Origin of the sequence: Nostoc sp. (assembly GCF_036919615.1) — a bacterium.
In the GTDB taxonomy this organism is placed as follows: Bacteria; Cyanobacteriota; Cyanobacteriia; order Cyanobacteriales; family Nostocaceae; genus Nostoc.
Window position 1 is genome coordinate 59,773 of the sequence record NZ_JBALCN010000106.1, and the last position, 16,397, is coordinate 76,169.

Below are 16,397 nucleotides of genomic sequence, written 5' to 3' on the forward strand. Positions count from 1 at the left end.
TTGAGTTAGTAACTCAGGTGTGGGAGCAGGGGAAGCAGAGGGAAAACTTTTAACTCCTAACTCCTCATTGCCCCTAATCCCCTCCAGGGGCCCGAGCTCCCCACTCCCCATTCCCCTTAAAAGTGATCAGCCATCCAAGGCGACGCACCTGCAAATATTTGCGTAGCTGCTAAGATAGCCGTTTCTGTTCCATTCAGTTTTCTGGCTTGTTGCAAATGGTAGGGGGTGAACAAACTTGTATACAATGGTGCCAATTCTCGGATATCTAGCTGCAACTCACCTCTTCCACCTCTGGTAACTTCACCACGTCCGTTGGCGACAGAAAGAATGAATTTACCATTATTTCCACTTAGCAAATTATCTTGAATTTCTAAGTGCAGTTCAGTTTGGATTCCGGATGGATAACCACGCGCCTCCAATGCATTAACTACATGTACTACCCGCAACATCCAACGGATCGTATGCCTGATCTTGGCAGTCTGCTCTGGTAACAGCAATGTCAGGGAATCAATCACAGAACTCCTCCATCGCACCCGGTCAATTTGAGAGCGATGATTGGCAAGAAAAGACCAAAAACTTTGTGCAGCAGCATCTGTGAGAATTACCCAATCTTTGATCCGCAGAATTGCGCCATCCTCTGCTGGATGTTGGCTGAAGAGGATGTAGCCTTGGGGTTTCTCTTTGCTACCGATAAAATATGCGTAAAATGTTTCCTTCTCATCTGGTTGGATTAAGCGCTCCCAGATTGCTGGATGTCGGTCTAAATATCCATGTGTTAGTCTCGCCTGCTGCTGATATAGCTCATGAAAGACTTGATGATTGATGGTCGCTATTGGTTGTAAAGGTAGGGGTTGCTCCCGCACCTGGATACTGTTAGCAGCAACTTCCCAATCACACAAGTGACCCCCCTGCTCATACCCGACTTTTCGGTACAAGCCTTGAATAGACGGATAAAGAGCGGAGATTGCTACGCCCCTAGCATAAAGTTCTTTGAGGGTGTGCTGCATTAGAGCGATCGCAGCTCCTGAACCGCGATCCTCTGGAGCAATGCCCACTGCCGCAATTCCTGTCATTGATACACGTTGACCACCCCACCACTGACCCATATCCAGAGTTGCCAATCCACCAATTACTTGCTGCAATTTACGGATAATCCGGAAATTTTCTACGCCAACGAGATTGATGTAAACTTCCTCGCCACCAAATGCGCTGATATAACACTGCTCAAAGATATACCCCAGCTGCTGAATATCCTGTGGATGGGCAAGAGTACTGTATTCAAATTTAGGCGTCATCTCTTATACCATTAATAATACAAAAGCAAAACTATACTACAACTAAGGTTGCTTGAAATTTGACCTTCTGAGGCTCAATGTTGACCTTCCGAGGCTCAACTTTCACCTTCTGAGGTTCAAACTTGGACTTCAAAACCTGGGTAATATCAAAATCTAGATTATAATTCCTGAGAAATATTTTTGCCTCAACAAAATACCAATAAATTTTGTCATCAATTTATTGCTTTTTTTGCTGCCAATTCTGAGTAGCCTTTGGATTGCTCAAAGTTTTGATCCTTTATCTTCTTATCAGCCTCTCCAAACTATAGACGGGGTAGCTTTATATAAAAAACAATTAACAAATGGTAACGAAGCATATTTACAAGTTATTGATCTTCGCAAAATGCAGATAGACCAAATTACTGGAGAGGTAGATAATATGGGTCTAAATGAAAGTAAATATTATAAAGGAGAAGGTAAGTATTACAGCCCTTTTTTCAAAACCAAGTTATTTTCTGAAGTTGCAGACGAATATAAGAAACTTTACGCAAATAATGTTTTTTCTCTGATTAACTGTTCTTTTTTTGAGCAATACCAATCTAGTTCTCAATTATCCTTTCCAATTAAACTGAATGGTGTAGTCATCAGTGGTGGCACTAGCCCTTATGGCCCAATCAAGCAACCAAAAGAAAAATACTATACTAATATTCACCTCAAAGCCCTAGTACCGCAAGGCGGAAGTCAAAAGTCAAAAGTCAAAAGTATTATGGAATAAGCTCTTTAGGGCTTTTCAATGGTCTGCTTATTTACGCCCTGCTGTACTAGTCTGGAATAGTAAGCAGGCATACACAGGCATACATTACTGATTACGACCAAGTTAGTGGTGCGCCTCTCAACCAAAAAGCAGTGAACAATGCCATTGTCACTTACCGATACATCTTGATCAGTCAGCCAGTGAAGAAGGTACTTCCAAAGAAGGATCAACCTTATTTAATATTGTGGCGGGATAATTTTGACGGTGATGTCTCGATTAAGTTGTACGATGGAAACAAACTTATCCAAAACATTTCTTGCCGTACTGCTAGCAATGGAGTTTATGAGTGGACACCACGTATTCCCGTAAAAGAAGGCTATTTTATTTGTATTTCTAGCTGGAAAGACCGGAATATTTTTGGGCAGTTGCAATTGTAATAAAGATCAGCGCTGTTTTTAGCGGTGCGGAATGGGAAAATGGAATGGATAACTAGCTAAACGCAAACCTCTCAACAAGGTTGACGGTGTGGCAGTGATCGGAATTGTTATCGTTTCTCACAGTAAACAACTAGCTCTGGGTGTGCGGGAGCTCGCTGCACAGATGGTTCAGGGCCAAGTCTCTATCGCTGTTGCAGCAGGTATTGAAGATCCGGAAAACCCACTGGGTACAGATCCCATTCAGGTTTATCAGGCGATCGCTTCTGTTTTCTCTGATGATGGTGTCTTGGTGTTAATGGATTTGGGTAGTGCTTTGCTGAGTGCAGAAATGGCAATAGAGTTTCTCTCAGAAGCACAGCAGCAAAAAGTGCATTTGTGTGAAGCACCTTTAGTAGAAGGCGCGATCGCTGCTGTCGTGGCTGCGGCGGCTGGTAGGGACATTCACCAAGTTATGGCGGAAGCACGCGGCGCACTGCTAGCAAAAGCAACTCAATTGGGTGTAGTTAGTCCGTTGTCAGTTGTCAGTAATACTCAAACAACAAGCAATGTAGAATCACCAACACTAGAAATCCGGCTGATTGTGAGCAATCGCTTAGGATTACACGCTCGTCCCGCAGCGCAGTTTGTGGCAACCGCAGCCCGATTTAAATCCCAAATTATGGTGCAGAATTTCACGAGAAATACTGAGCTAGTCAGGGGTGACAGTATTAATCAAGTTACAACTTTAGGGGTGCGTCAAGGACACGAACTGGTGATTACTGCTACTGGTTCTGATGCAGATGAAGCACTGACGGCATTACAAGCATTATTTGCAAATAATTTTGGTGAAGATAATGTTGCCTTGAATTCTCCACCAGCCTTTCACCATCAAGTTACCCCAGCAACTCACGGCGAACTTTCGGGAATAGCAGCTTCTGGTGGAGTAGCGATCGCACCCATTGTTCATTATCAACCCACACACATTTTAATTCCGCAATACCATGTAGATGATGTTGAGGCAGAGTGGCAACGAGTACAATCAGCAGTTCACACTGCCAGACAGGAAATCCAAGCAGTTTTCTCACAAGCATCTATTCAAATTGGTGACGCTGAAGCCGCCATCTTTGACGCTCAACTACTATTTTTAGAAGATCCAGTATTGCTGGAAGCGGCTAAAGAGCGCATTTTAGAACACCATCTCAATGCTGAAGCCGCTTGGCAAGCCGTAGTAGATGAAGTTGCGAGTTCCTACCACACACTTGAGGATTCTTATCTGCAAGAGCGAGTTGACGATGTTGTGGATGTCGGGCAAAGGGTACTACGATTATTAGCTGGAAATGCCCCTGCAAAAGTGCATCTTGAGGAACCTGCGATTTTGGTGGCGACTGATTTAACCCCCTCAGATACCGCTGGGCTAGATCCAACAAAGGTGCTGGGTATTTGTACAACTTCTGGTAGCGCCACCTCCCACAGTGCAATAATCGCCCGGACATTGGGTATTCCCGCAGTCTTGGGCGTAGATGCCCAGGTGTTGCACTTGGCAGATGGTACACTTATGGCACTTGATGGTGAAAGTGGCAAAGCTTGGGTAGAACCAGAATCACATATCCTGGATCTACTGGAGGCAAAGCGAGAAGCTTGGCAAACTGCCCAACTTGAAGCACTAGCTACGGCACACCAGCCAGCAATTACTCGTGATGGTCGGCAAATTAGCGTCTTCGCCAATATTGGTAGTATAAGTGATGTCCAAGTTGCTGTGGCTAGCGGTGCCCAAGGCGTGGGGCTACTTCGCACTGAGTTTTTGTATCTAGATAGGACAAGCGCCCCCACTGAAGAAGAACAACTAGCAGTGTATCAGGCGATCGCTCAAGTTTTAGATCATCGTCCGCTGATTATTCGTACCTTAGATGTAGGTGGTGATAAGCCACTTCCCTACCTGAGAGTGGGGTTAAGAGAAGCTAACCCTTTCTTAGGTTGGCGGGGAATTCGTTTCTGTTTGGATCATCTGGATTTGTTCAAAACTCAGTTACGAGCAATTTTAAGAGCCAGTGCGAGACACCAAATTAAAATCATGTTGCCGATGATTGCTACTGTGACGGAAGTCCGTGCGGCTAAGGTAATTTTGGGTGAAGTGCAGGTAGAACTAAATCAAGCTGATATCGCATTTGATGCAGCGTTGAAAGTGGGGATTATGGTAGAGGTTCCGTCAGCAGTAGCGATCGCTGATCAGTTAGCCGCTGAAGTAGACTTCTTTAGTATCGGTACCAATGACCTGAGCCAGTATATTATGGCTAGCGATCGCACTAACCCACGCGTGGCAAATTTGGTTGATGCGCTACATCCAGCAGTGTTGCGAATGGTGCAGCAAGCTATCCAAGCTGCCCATGCAGCGGGGATTTCGGTAGGATTATGTGGAGAATTGGCAGCAGATACTTTAGCAACACCAATTTTATTAGGTTTAGGGCTGGATGAATTGAGCGTGAATCCCCAAAGTATACCTAGAGTGAAGCAAGTGATCGCTCGGTTTAGTATAGTTGAATGTGAAGCGATCGTGGCATCAGCATTACAACAAGATTCCGCAGTTCATGTCAGAGAACTTATCTCAACCTCAGTTACTCCGCCTGCATAATACTAATTCATAATTAATCGTTAAAATCTTATTCCCAGTTGCCCGTTAAAGCCACAAATAGATTTGTAACCAGCAATAACAAAAACGTTATCAATTGCTTTTTCATTTTGGTGTCTTCTGCAAACAAAATGCCATTTGACTTTCTCAAAATGTACTGACACCCATACATCATATATCATATGTATTTTTATAGAAATGGCAATTTTAAGTTCATTGATTTAAACAGCAATCCACTAAATCCAAGTACTAAACCCCTTCCAGGCATACTCTTTAAATTCAGCTACCAAGGAATAAAACTTAAAGCTGACTAATCACTCACCATTCGCGCAATCGCCCATCCCATCCCCCGCAATCCAAATGTATTTGTAGGTTTTTTGCCATTTCACGAGTAAAGCACTTTACCTCCACGCCTTACCTCATTAACCCCCCTAAATCAAATCACTAAGTATCTTCTTATTCGCGGCAGTAACCCTACTCAAAAGTGGACACATCTCGCAGCACATTAGGAATTTCCCCTTGAGAAAAAGGAAACTCCAGCAAGGTTTCTCTAAGACCCAAATACCCAGATTCAGCAAACGACAAAAGCATTCGGGAAAGCGCTAGCCAAACCTCCGGTTCATATTCCCAATCACGATAACGGGAAGCTCGACCAGCAATTGAACGTAGCGCCCAGAAATAAGAGTTCCGCACCACCGAACCACCTTTCTTAAACTCTGGCAAATCTTCGTGGTGGATAAAAAGTATTTTATTTTCAATTCTGGCTCTCATAGCAATTTTGAATTTTAGATTTTAGATTAAAACTAAATCAAAAGTTATGGTGCGTTACGGCTTTAGCCTAACGTACCATGTTGTATCGTGGTGTATTAGGCACTCTAATTATGTTTTTGGTTACAAATTATATCGAAATATGCGTCTAACACAACGCCCTAACACTGGTTCGGGTAGCAATACAGTTCAGATAAGCCCAAAACCCTGATGTAGAGACGTGATTTATCGCGTCTTCAAAGACCGAATTACTTAACCGAGTTTTCCAAGACAAGCCAACGTTTAAACCATCGTGGTCTAATCTATCTCTTTGGAGAGGGAACCCGAAATAAATTAAGCCGCGACGACTGCTGAGTTTTGTAACATCTAAATTCAAATAATTTTTCTGATCTAAATCTAGTCCAATGCTACCAAAATAGGTACTTGTAGCTGTGTCTGCATTTGATAAAAATCCCTGACTATCACGATTTGCTGCACCTACGGGGATGCAGTAACGGTTATCTGTAAAGAATCTTTCAAAGCTGAAGTTATATTTGACATTAGCAGATGAACCACCATAGGTCACTTGTTGGTTATTTAAACTCAACAAGCCAAATTCTGCACTACCACTCAATTTAGGTTTGCCATAACCTTCTTTAGTGATAATATTTACAACTCCCCCAAAAGCAGATGAACCATACAAAGCAGAAGCTGTACCGCTGTATAATTCTACTCGTTCAATAGCCTCTATAGGAATACTATTTAAGTCAGTTCCACCATGATAAATGTTGACATTATTGTTAATTGGTCTACCATTAATCAGAAATACAGACTGATTAATTGAGGCTCCCCGGTAGTATGTACCTGTGTAAGTATCTGCACCATGACCTACGTCATTGATTGCAAAACCAGGCATTCTTTTCAAAATATCGGCTAAACTTGTAGCACCTTGCTTTTGAATTTCTTCTTTATCAATTACGTAAGTTGGTGTAGATTGAGGTAGGTTGTGTGGTTCTTACTCCCTAACGTTGGCACAGCCCGCCTTCTCTACGAGACACTCCGTGTAGCTTACTTCCACGTTCGCGTTCGCACTAGCGTCTTTGTTGGCGCAGCCTCTCCGTCAGGAGAAGGATAAGTGGTACGGCATCGCTTTACTGAAGCAGAGAGCAGTTTTCCTCCGCCTCTTACCCTCTGCCTCAATTTTCAGACTTAAGGAATAGAGATTTCTATTACTACTGATAGAGCAAATAATATTGTTTATAAGTTAGATTAAAATATTAGTGATTTGAATGAGTTATTAAGTAACTTGAAATTTCAACTAATTATTAATTCTTCAAATAATTAGTTTTATTGAAGTTGATTATTTGCCGAAAAACTAATTACTGAAAGTTTAATTATGTATCTAGCTTTATGGCCAGGGAATGTATATCCTTTAGGTGCAACTTGGGATGGTAAAGGGACAAACTTTGCTTTATTTTCGGAAAATGCAACAGGGGTAGAGCTTTGTTTATTTGATAATGATGGCGACGAAATTCGCTTGCCTTTGACAGAAAAAAACAATTTTGTTTGGCATGGTTACTTGCCAGGAGTTGGTCCAGGTCAAAAGTATGGGTTTAGAGTGCATGGGATGTGGGCACCGGAGGCAGGTCATCGATTTAATCCAAACAAACTATTGATTGACCCCTACGCCAAGGCAATTGATGGTGAGTTTAGTAATGATCCATCTGTCTTTAGCTACTCTTTAGATGCTCCAGAAAAAGACTTAGTTTTTTCTGAACTAGATGATGCCAAAATAATGCCCAAGTGTGTTGTGGTTGATCAATCCTTTGATTGGGAAGGTGATCAACTCCTTGGTACACCTTGGTATAGAACTGTTATTTATGAAACTCACGTCAAAGGTTTTACTAAACTACATCCAGCTATTCCAGAAGAGTTGCGTGGAACTTATGCTGGGTTGGCGCATCCAGCGGCAATTCAACATTTACTGCAATTAGGAATTACAGCAGTTGAATTGATGCCAGTACATCATTTTCTATCTCAACCGGGACATTTAGAAGGAAAAGGATTAAGCAATTACTGGGGCTACGATTCCATTAACTATTTTGCCCCTTGTTCTAGTTACAGTGCTAGTGGGACTGGAGGACAACAAGTCACCGAATTCAAGCAAATGGTCAAGGCACTACATTTTGCCGGAATTGAAGTGATCTTAGATGTGGTCTACAACCACACTGGCGAAGGAAATCATTTCGGACCAACGCTATCTTTGCGAGGTATTGATAATTCTGTATATTACCGCTTGGTAAAGGATGATCCTCGCTACTACATGGACTTTACAGGCTGCGGTAACTCTCTGAATGTGCGTCATGCTCAAGTTCTGAAGTTAATTATGGATAGCCTGCGCTATTGGGTAATAGAAATGCATGTAGATGGCTTCCGATTTGATTTGGCCTCAGCGCTGGCACGGGAATTATATGAGGTAGATAACCTATCAGCTTTCTTTGACATTATTCATCAAGACCCAATCCTGGCAGATGTGAAGCTAATTGCTGAACCTTGGGATTTAGGAGAAGGAGGCTATCAAGTCGGGAACTTTCCACTGCGTTGGTCTGAGTGGAATGGTAGATATCGGGATACAGTCAGAGATTTTTGGCGTGGCGTAGATGATAGTTTAGGACAATTTGCTTACTGTTTTACTGGTAGCCCTGACTTGTATCAAACAAACGGGCGCAACCCAAATGCAAGTATTAATTTCGTGACTGCTCATGATGGTTTCACATTGAATGATTTGGTCAGCTACAACGAAAAGCACAACGAGGCAAACGGGGAAGACAGTAGAGATGGTGAAAGCCATAATAGATCCTGGAATTGTGGTGCAGAAGGCGAAACCGACGATCCTGAAGTAATGCGTTTGCGCGAACGGCAACGGCGAAACTTTTTAGCAACCCTAATGCTATCTCAAGGTGTACCAATGCTATTAGAGGGGGATGAAATTGGCTGTAGTCAAAAGGGAAATAATAATGTCTACTGCCAAGACAATGAAATTTCCTGGCGGCATTGGGATTTGCATAAAGCGAACTCGGATTTACTAGACTTTACACGTGAACTTATTAATTTTCGCCATCAGCATCCAGTATTCCGACGGCGGAAGTGGTTTCAAGGTCGCCCCATCCACGGTTCAGGCATTAATGATATTGCTTGGTTTAATGCTGATGGCAGTGAAATGACTGAGAAGCAGTGGCTAGTTAGTTATGCCAAAGTAATGGAGATTTTTTTTAATGGGCAGGGAATTGCTACTCCAGGAGATCGTGGTGAGCGGATTATTGATGAAAGTTTTCTGCTATTTTTTAACGCTCACTACGAATTAATTGAGTTTGCTTTACCCAATGATTTTAAAGAAAAGGTATGGGAGATAGTAATTGACACTAATGAACCTCGCTTCCTACAACGGGGAAAATTAGTTTCAGGCTCTCAAAGTGTACCAGTCACAGATCGCTCTCTGATGGTGTTACGCCTGATCAGTTAGAAGATGTTTGAAAAGTCCTAGAAGTATACCAAAAACTCCGCTTCCATTCCTCTCCCCGTAGGCGTCAGTCTGCCGTTAGGCAAGCAAAGAGAGGCTTTAAAACTCCTATTCCTTGTAGGGAAAGGAGACTGGGTGAGTTAGGTTTTTAAAGTTTTGATGTTAATAACAATATTTTTCAAACATCCTCTGATATATTCATGTCTGGCTGATTAGTTGTCATTGCGTTGGCATCAGCCTTCCTGTAGAGTACGAAGTGTTCGCGGTAGCATCTCTAAGGGTTGCAATCTCCGAATCGGTAATCGCATTTTTAAGTTAGCCACAAAAAAAGAGAGTGGAATCTTATCTTCTTTACCAAAAAGACCAGATCCCCGACTTCTTAAAGAAGTTGGGGATCTGTTTCATTACGTTTGATTAAAGATTCCTCAGACTGGCAATATTTAGTAATTAACCTACGTCGTTTTAGGAGAGAATAAAGCAGCATGAAAAGTGCGGGTAAACTGGTTCCAGTTAGTGCTAACAAAACTAATGGATTGACAAAGCCTGCCATTATACCAGTTCCGACACTAGTCCCAAATCATAATGTTAGTAGTATTAGTACATGTTCACCCAAATCTGGATATGGATAGCTATTCATAGTTCAAGGGCAATAAGTAGGATATGCCAAGTCTGTTGTGTATTACGCAAATACACTTAAATTAGCAGGGGTAAATCAATTAATCAATCTTTTTAAGAATAGTTATAGTTACAGGTGCGGGACATCTCTATCAAAATGCCTCCTGAAACTCTTCCCTCTGCGTTCTCTGCGCCTCTGCGGTTAAAAATCTTTATTCACCACAGAGGCACAGAGGGCACAGAGAAGAAAAAAGCGATCGCATAGCCATTATCAGTGCAACTGTGTAGCTGCAAATTCTGTTCGCCAGGGTTGAAGTCGGACATCGCGTCACCTAAATCTCAACCTCTACAACAGAAGCCGTAAAGCATACGAGCAAGTTATAATTCTCTTGCAGATCAACGTAACAAAAATTTATGAGTAACCCCCTAGTGCAAGCCTTTTTCGTAGGCAGAGCGGTAGCTGAAGTAGTTAATGAGCGTTTAGAGGTCGCCTTGACCGATGCTTTGAGTGATCTGGGCAAATTTGATGCCGAAGCTAGAGAGCAGTTGCGCCAGTTTACAGAAGAAGTCCTAGAGCGGGCAAATCGAGCAGCAGAAGTTGCTAATGCTGATCAATCTACCACAGGTAGTGGGCAAGCCAGTTCTGATTCAGGTGACTTGCAAGCAGATATTGATGAATTACGAGCAGAAATTGCCCTGTTACGAACAGAATTGCAACATTATCGCAGAACTTCTGCATAAATTTAGTCATTGGTCATTTGCTCAAAGGACAAATGACACTTGATCAAAAACAGTTTAGGAATCAGAGTGTCTTTTCTTCCAAGTGATTCGGTTGCAAACCAACGGTACACAAAAGTATATGGAACAAGGTTATTCAGATAAGGCATACCGTTGGAATCGGGAAAACTACTCTAGCAGACGGCGTTTTGTGGACATTTGGTCTTTTGTCTTGACCTTATTGTTCAAACTTTGGCTATACAACAAATCTTGGAGTTATCCGGGTGGTGTGACTGAGGTAAAGCAAGCTGCAAGACGCAAGACCCAAGCGGTCTGGATTCGTAATACCCTGCTGGACTTGGGGCCAACCTTTATCAAAGTTGGGCAACTGTTTTCTACCCGTGCTGATATATTCCCTGGTGAATATGTAGAAGAACTAGCCAAGTTACAAGACAAAGTACCGGCATTTAGCTATGAGCAAGTAGAGGCGACCATTGAGAAAGAACTAGGCAAGAAAATTCCTAAACTATACCATAATTTTGAACCTATTCCCTTAGCTGCTGCTAGCTTGGGGCAAGTACACAAAGCTGTGCTGCATACTGGGGAATCGGTTGTCGTCAAGGTGCAACGTCCTGGACTAAAGAAGTTATTTGAAATAGATTTACAAATACTCAAGGGAATTACCCGCTACTTTCAAAACCATCCCAAATGGGGACGGGGGCGAGATTGGTTAGGTATTTACGAAGAGTGTTGCCGGATTCTTTGGGAAGAAATTGATTATCTCAACGAAGGTCGTAATGCTGATACTTTTCGCCGGAACTTTCGCGGTTACGATTGGGTGAATGTCCCAAGAATATACTGGCGTTACGCTACTTCCAGAGTGCTGACTTTGGAATATCTCCCTGGAATTAAAATTAGCCAGCATGAAGCTTTAGAAGCAGCTGGTTTGGATCGAAAGGCGATCGCTCGTCAAGGCGCTCAAGCTTACTTGCTACAGTTACTCAATAGTGGCTTTTTCCATGCCGATCCCCATCCAGGTAATATTGCCATTAGTGCAAGTGGTGCTCTGATCTTCTATGATTTCGGCATGATGGGGCGGATTAAAGCCAACGTGCGCGAAGGACTGATGCAAACCCTGTTTGGTATTGCCCAAAAAGACGGCGATCGCGTTGTCCAGTCTCTAATCGATTTAGGCGCGATCGCCCCAACGGATGACATGGGCCCAGTGCGGCGTTCCGTCCAATACATGCTGGATCATTTCATGGATAAGCCCTTTGAAAACCAATCAGTCGCAGCAATTAGTGACGACCTTTACGAAATAGCTTATAATCAGCCATTTAGATTTCCAGCAACCTTCACTTTTGTGATGCGAGCCTTTTCTACCTTAGAAGGGGTAGGCAAAGGTTTAGATCCAGAGTTTAACTTTATGGAAGTTGCCAAACCGTATGCAATGCAGCTTATGACCGATATGAATGGTTCTGAAGGGAATAGCTTTCTTAACGAATTAAGTCGCCAAGCAGCTCAGGTAAGTAGTACTGCCTTTGGTCTACCACGTAGATTAGAGGATACGCTAGAGAAGCTAGAACGGGGAGACATGCGCTTGCGCGTTCGGTCTATAGAAACTGAACGGCTGTTGCGACGGCAGAGCAGTATTCAGCTCTCAATAAGCTATGCTCTGTTAATCAGTGGTTTCACACTTTCAGCTACGATTTTAGTGGTTAGCAATTATGCATGGTGGGCACTAGTGCCTGGTTTAATTGCAGCAGGGCTTTCAGTAATCGTGATCCGACTACTTTTACGCCTTGACCGTTATGATCGGATGTCTTAATTGTTGCAAAAGAATTTATGAAACTTAATTTCACGGGTTTTAGCGATCCGGGACTTATTCGTTCTAATAATCAGGATGCTTATTATATCGACCCAGAGGGGCGATTTTGCGTTGTTGCCGATGGCATGGGTGGTCATGCCGGAGGTGAGGAGGCAAGTCGAATTGCCACTAAGGAAATTCAGTCCTATTTGGTGGCAAATTGGCAATCTCCTAAGTCTTCCCAAGAATTGCTAGAGCAAGCTTTGTGGGATGCCAATGAAGCAATTTTGCAGGATCAGCAAAATCATCCCGAACGCGCCGACATGGGTACAACAGTTGTAGCGGTAATTTTTCGCTCACCAGAGTCACCCTGGTGCGCTCATGTTGGCGATTCGCGGTTGTATCGCTTCCGGGAGTCGCAATTAGAACAGGTAACAGAAGACCACACTTGGGTTGCACGGGCAATCAAAATTGGTGACATCACCTTAGATGAAGCACGATTACATCCTTTTCGTCATGTATTATCCCGCTGTTTGGGGCGTGAAGACTTGCATGAGATTGATGTGCAACCCCTGGATGTAAAAGTTGGCGATCGCTTGCTGTTATGTAGTGATGGTCTCACAGAAGAACTTGTCGAGCAGAAGATTGCTAGCTGCCTCCAAGGCACTCCTTGGGTTGATAAAGCCGCCATCTCTTTAGTTGAGGCTGCCAAAGACCACGGAGGGCACGATAACATCACAGTTGTCATCGTCTCACTCGACTAAAGAGTTATGAGTTATGAGTTATGAGTTTTAACTCCTCACTCCTCACTTCTCACTCCTCACTCCTGTCCGGTAGATATACTCAGCAATTTGTTCAGCGTGAGCATTTTTCCTTTTTACAATTTGATACAAATACTTTTAGCCTCCAAAGTGATCTAAGGAGGCTAAATTTGCATAATGCATAAATTGGTAAATTGACATCTTGCACGTAATAAGGTAAAGCGACTATAATTCACGCTTATTACCATTCATTCTCCAACCTCCTTAAAATCCCTACCCTCCGAAGCTTCCTTCATGTTGGGCGGAAACAACCAACATCCTAAAGTTTATCTGTTTAAGAAAAACTATTGATGGTTAAGGATAGCACCTGATCTTCTCCTCAAAGGAGGTCGTGCAAATTAGGAAGGAGTTAGGGAGGTAGTTATACTTATCTGAGTCCAAACAGAGCCTATTTTCCGGAATATAGTTCGGCTGACTTGGGTGGTATATCAGTAGGATTAGGTGCAAGATATCAGAACAGAAAAAGTCCACAATTAGGATGTGGGCAATCTGTCAAACAATTGTTATCTTCCTTAATACAGAGGAACAAATGTTGGACAGTTATAAGTCCAAATATTATCTCATTTGGACTTCTGTGAGCGATATCACCATTTACGCTTTGTTTTTTCGGAGTTAACTTATGAACCAACCAATGAAACTATCCTTGGAACAGCAATTCAGCATCTGCTCATTTTCCACTCAGGTGCAAAATATGAGCCACGATCAAGCTAAAGACTTTTTGGTCAAGCTCTATGAGCAAATGGTAGTGCGCGAGGCAACTTATCAAGAGCTTCTTAAGCACCAGTGGGGCTTAGATTCCGGTTCCACTATGGCATAGAGTCGTTCTACTGTCGCAGTGGGCGACCTCCTTCTCTTGCTTGGTTCCAAGGAGGAAAAGAGCTGGGGATGTCGGGGCGTCAACTTCGATAACTAATTCTATAAGAGCGGTGCAAAAGTTCAATTCACGAAATTAACTAAGAACGAGTAAACAATTGTCTACGGCATATCTGCTGAATTCTAGACTTAACTTTAGCTTTGTAGGCTAAATTGACTGTTTGCTTTAGCCAAACTTTTTTTTGTTTCGTCTAGTGTAAGAATTACACCTGCGTAAATTTACAATACCCCAGAATATGTACACAGGAAGATTGACAGAGGATTTAGATAGCCCTGCTTTGGCAAGCTAGTGATTTCACTCTTTATACATATAACTAGAACTTACATCATTATCTATATTTTATTTATAAAACTTTACATTATGTGAGTCACCACCTCTAAGTTCCATCTAAAACACGTAACATTAAGAAATTATGCCTAGCTGCAAAGATCGTATGGAGAATCTGTATCAATACTTTCCAGTTTTGCCAGAATTTGAGGCTTAATCTTTTCGTACTCGCTTTTGAGTAAGCTTTTACTAAATTGTGGGTCGGCAGAGGACATCAATGTATTGCTGATTGCGACCCACTCTTGCAGTCGTTGGCGCTGGGCAGAAGCGACGCTGGAAAGTAAGATATGGGTACAGCGATTTGGTGTTTCTCGTGCAAAGAACACCAGGCGGTAGTAACCTGTATCCTGTAGTAACCGGGCAATTTCTTGACTAAGACTGGTTTTGAGATCAAGGTAATAAGGTAACCATTTAGCACCATGCTTGCGATTGTAAATGACAGTAATCCATAGCAGCATGGGATGGGGAATAGAGATGAACAGAAATTGGTTATAGCGGGTACAGAGTAAGCGCTTTTGAATTTCTTCTTGCGGTAGCATTACCCACAAAGCTGGTAAAACCTCCCCATTGATGTGAATAGGCTGGGGAAAGACAATATCAGCAATTGGTTTATTTTGAGGCCAAGAAATGGCACGACTGATTTCATCGTTTGACCAGGATACTCGCACATCGGCTTTTGTCTTTTGTTCAAGCTCAGTGCTAACTGTAGTAGCAGGAACTAGAGCATGGCTCTGTTGCATAATTTTGCGTGTATGCTCAGGCTTTTCTAGAGATGCTAAAACTCTTAGGATTTCAGTGATATTTTGGGGGCGATCGCGTGCTACTTTAGCTATACAACTCATCACCAAATTTTCGATTTCTTTTGGTAGTTCTAATCCAGGTACAACCTCAGCAAAAGAACGTGGTTTTTGATAGTGATGTGTTTTATACCATGCTCCAAAAGAGTGAGCTGATGTCACCAGTGGCATTTTGCTTGTGAGCATCTCAAACATCATGACGCCTAAACTATAAATATCAGCACGGTTGTCTAATTCTTTACCCTCCATCTGTTCGGGAGAAGAATAAGCCAATGTCCCCAAATAGAATTTTGTCTGGTCGCCATCTGACTGTAATAACTTAGCAATACCAAAATCTAGAACCTTGACCAATTCTCCGAAACTGGGATCTTGAATCACCAGGATATTGCTTGGCTTGACATCGCGATGGATAATTGGGCAAATAGTGCCTTCAACTGAGATGCCATCATGAGCGCACTGTAACCCCAGGCTGAGTTGACGCGCCATACTCAAGAATCTTGGTAAAGGCAGTCGTTGCTTGCGAATAATATTGTTCAGGCTTTGTCCTTGTAGGTATTCCATGACGTAGAACGGGATATTATTCTCATCTACGCCATAGTCCATAACTCGGACAATGTGGATGCTTTTTTGTCCTAGTAAAGCACAGGTTTTTGCTTCTCGCTCAAAGCGGTCTTGCAATCGCAGCTTTTCATTTTGGATTGATAGAGCCAGAAACTTAACGGCAACAGGTACACCTCCCAACAAAGTATCTTTAGCACGATAAACCCGACCCATAGATCCAGTACCGATTAACTCCTGGAGTTGGTAGCGTTTGCTGAGTAAGCGACCAATGTTGGGGTCTGACATAGAGAATTTGAATCCAAAAGCAGGTTGTAAGTGTTTGGGAACAAAAGTGCATTCAAACTGATATCTGATTTATTGCACTCAGAAATAACTTTCTAGGCTTGTACTGCAAGGCAGAAGTCGGAAGTCAAAAAGCTTATAGAGTGGGCTTTTGTGCGATTTCCAATCATTCTTCTATTTAGGCAGTGCTGTACTAGCTTTTTTTAATCCTCTTTTAGAGGATTTAAACCATTATCTGGCAGGTTGCAACCGAGACGGT

Annotated in this window: 12 protein-coding genes and 1 pseudogene; 9 read left to right on the plus strand and 4 right to left on the minus strand. The window is 42.7% G+C overall.

Annotation, left to right across the window (positions count from 1 at the left end):
- Window positions 1–116: 116 nt before the first annotated feature.
- The gene (locus V7K48_RS33330) at window positions 117–1,295 is read right to left on the minus strand and encodes a GNAT family N-acetyltransferase (RefSeq protein WP_335079399.1); all 1,179 of its coding nucleotides are present in this window, start codon (window positions 1,293–1,295) and stop codon (window positions 117–119) included.
- 229 nt (window positions 1,296–1,524) lie between these two features.
- Between V7K48_RS33330 and V7K48_RS33335 the strand changes: the two genes are divergently transcribed.
- The 3 genes from V7K48_RS33335 (at window position 1,525) to ptsP (ending at window position 5,073) form a co-directional block, all read left to right on the plus strand.
- Window positions 1,525–2,049 (plus strand): hypothetical protein, encoded by a 525-nt coding sequence (locus tag V7K48_RS33335; RefSeq protein WP_335079401.1) that lies wholly within the window; start codon window positions 1,525–1,527, stop codon window positions 2,047–2,049.
- Between the two features lie 131 nt (window positions 2,050–2,180).
- Window positions 2,181–2,465 (plus strand): hypothetical protein, encoded by a 285-nt coding sequence (locus V7K48_RS33340; protein WP_335079403.1) that lies wholly within the window; start codon window positions 2,181–2,183, stop codon window positions 2,463–2,465.
- Between the two features lie 94 nt (window positions 2,466–2,559).
- The gene (gene ptsP, locus V7K48_RS33345) at window positions 2,560–5,073 is read left to right on the plus strand and encodes a phosphoenolpyruvate--protein phosphotransferase (protein ID WP_335079591.1); all 2,514 of its coding nucleotides are present in this window, start codon (window positions 2,560–2,562) and stop codon (window positions 5,071–5,073) included.
- Between the two features lie 471 nt (window positions 5,074–5,544).
- Here ptsP and V7K48_RS33350 read toward each other — a convergent pair whose 3' ends face one another.
- Window positions 5,545–5,841 (minus strand): hypothetical protein, encoded by a 297-nt coding sequence (locus tag V7K48_RS33350; protein WP_334972701.1) that lies wholly within the window; start codon window positions 5,839–5,841, stop codon window positions 5,545–5,547.
- 244 nt (window positions 5,842–6,085) lie between these two features.
- Window positions 6,086–6,832 (minus strand): annotated as a pseudogene (locus V7K48_RS33355) (TonB-dependent receptor); the annotation flags it as partial.
- On the opposite strand from V7K48_RS33355, the gene V7K48_RS33360 reads away from it, so the two are divergent.
- The 6 genes from V7K48_RS33360 (at window position 6,824) to V7K48_RS33385 (ending at window position 14,114) form a co-directional block, all read left to right on the plus strand.
- Window positions 6,824–6,952, plus strand: a complete 129-nt coding sequence (locus tag V7K48_RS33360; protein WP_335079405.1) for a hypothetical protein — start codon at window positions 6,824–6,826, stop codon at window positions 6,950–6,952. The pseudogene V7K48_RS33355 and the gene V7K48_RS33360 overlap by 9 nt on opposite strands.
- Before the next feature lie 261 nt (window positions 6,953–7,213).
- A complete protein-coding gene (glgX, locus tag V7K48_RS33365; RefSeq protein ID WP_335079407.1) occupies window positions 7,214–9,340 on the plus strand; it encodes a glycogen debranching protein GlgX in 2,127 nt (708 codons plus the stop codon).
- 1,026 nt (window positions 9,341–10,366) lie between these two features.
- Window positions 10,367–10,693, plus strand: coding sequence for a DUF6825 family protein (locus V7K48_RS33370; protein WP_334972705.1), 327 nt, complete (start codon window positions 10,367–10,369; stop codon window positions 10,691–10,693).
- A 118-nt stretch (window positions 10,694–10,811) separates the two neighbouring features.
- Window positions 10,812–12,497 (plus strand): ABC1 kinase family protein, encoded by a 1,686-nt coding sequence (locus tag V7K48_RS33375; RefSeq protein ID WP_335079595.1) that lies wholly within the window; start codon window positions 10,812–10,814, stop codon window positions 12,495–12,497.
- A gap of 17 nt (window positions 12,498–12,514) precedes the next feature.
- Window positions 12,515–13,240 (plus strand): Stp1/IreP family PP2C-type Ser/Thr phosphatase, encoded by a 726-nt coding sequence (locus V7K48_RS33380; protein WP_335079410.1) that lies wholly within the window; start codon window positions 12,515–12,517, stop codon window positions 13,238–13,240.
- 676 nt (window positions 13,241–13,916) lie between these two features.
- Window positions 13,917–14,114, plus strand: coding sequence for an NblA/ycf18 family protein (locus V7K48_RS33385; RefSeq protein ID WP_104908243.1), 198 nt, complete (start codon window positions 13,917–13,919; stop codon window positions 14,112–14,114).
- Window positions 14,115–14,587: 473 nt separating this feature from the next.
- On the opposite strand, the gene V7K48_RS33390 is transcribed toward V7K48_RS33385, so the two are convergent.
- Entirely contained in the window at window positions 14,588–16,141 is a 1,554-nt protein-coding gene (locus V7K48_RS33390) for a serine/threonine-protein kinase (protein WP_335079412.1), read from the minus strand.
- Window positions 16,142–16,397: the final 256 nt, after the last annotated feature.

Bases quoted from the DNA above. Each gene is read 5' to 3' on its own strand.
- V7K48_RS33330 (WP_335079399.1), bottom strand. From the start codon at position 1,295: ATGACGCCTAAATTTGAATACAGTACTCTTGCCCATCCACAGGATATT.
- V7K48_RS33350 (WP_334972701.1), bottom strand. From the start codon at position 5,841: ATGAGAGCCAGAATTGAAAATAAAATACTTTTTATCCACCACGAAGAT.
- glgX (WP_335079407.1), top strand. From the start codon at position 7,214: ATGTATCTAGCTTTATGGCCAGGGAATGTATATCCTTTAGGTGCAACT.
- V7K48_RS33370 (WP_334972705.1), top strand. From the start codon at position 10,367: ATGAGTAACCCCCTAGTGCAAGCCTTTTTCGTAGGCAGAGCGGTAGCT.
- V7K48_RS33375 (WP_335079595.1), top strand. From the start codon at position 10,812: ATGGAACAAGGTTATTCAGATAAGGCATACCGTTGGAATCGGGAAAAC.
- V7K48_RS33380 (WP_335079410.1), top strand. From the start codon at position 12,515: ATGAAACTTAATTTCACGGGTTTTAGCGATCCGGGACTTATTCGTTCT.
- V7K48_RS33385 (WP_104908243.1), top strand. From the start codon at position 13,917: ATGAACCAACCAATGAAACTATCCTTGGAACAGCAATTCAGCATCTGC.
- V7K48_RS33390 (WP_335079412.1), bottom strand. From the start codon at position 16,141: ATGTCAGACCCCAACATTGGTCGCTTACTCAGCAAACGCTACCAACTC.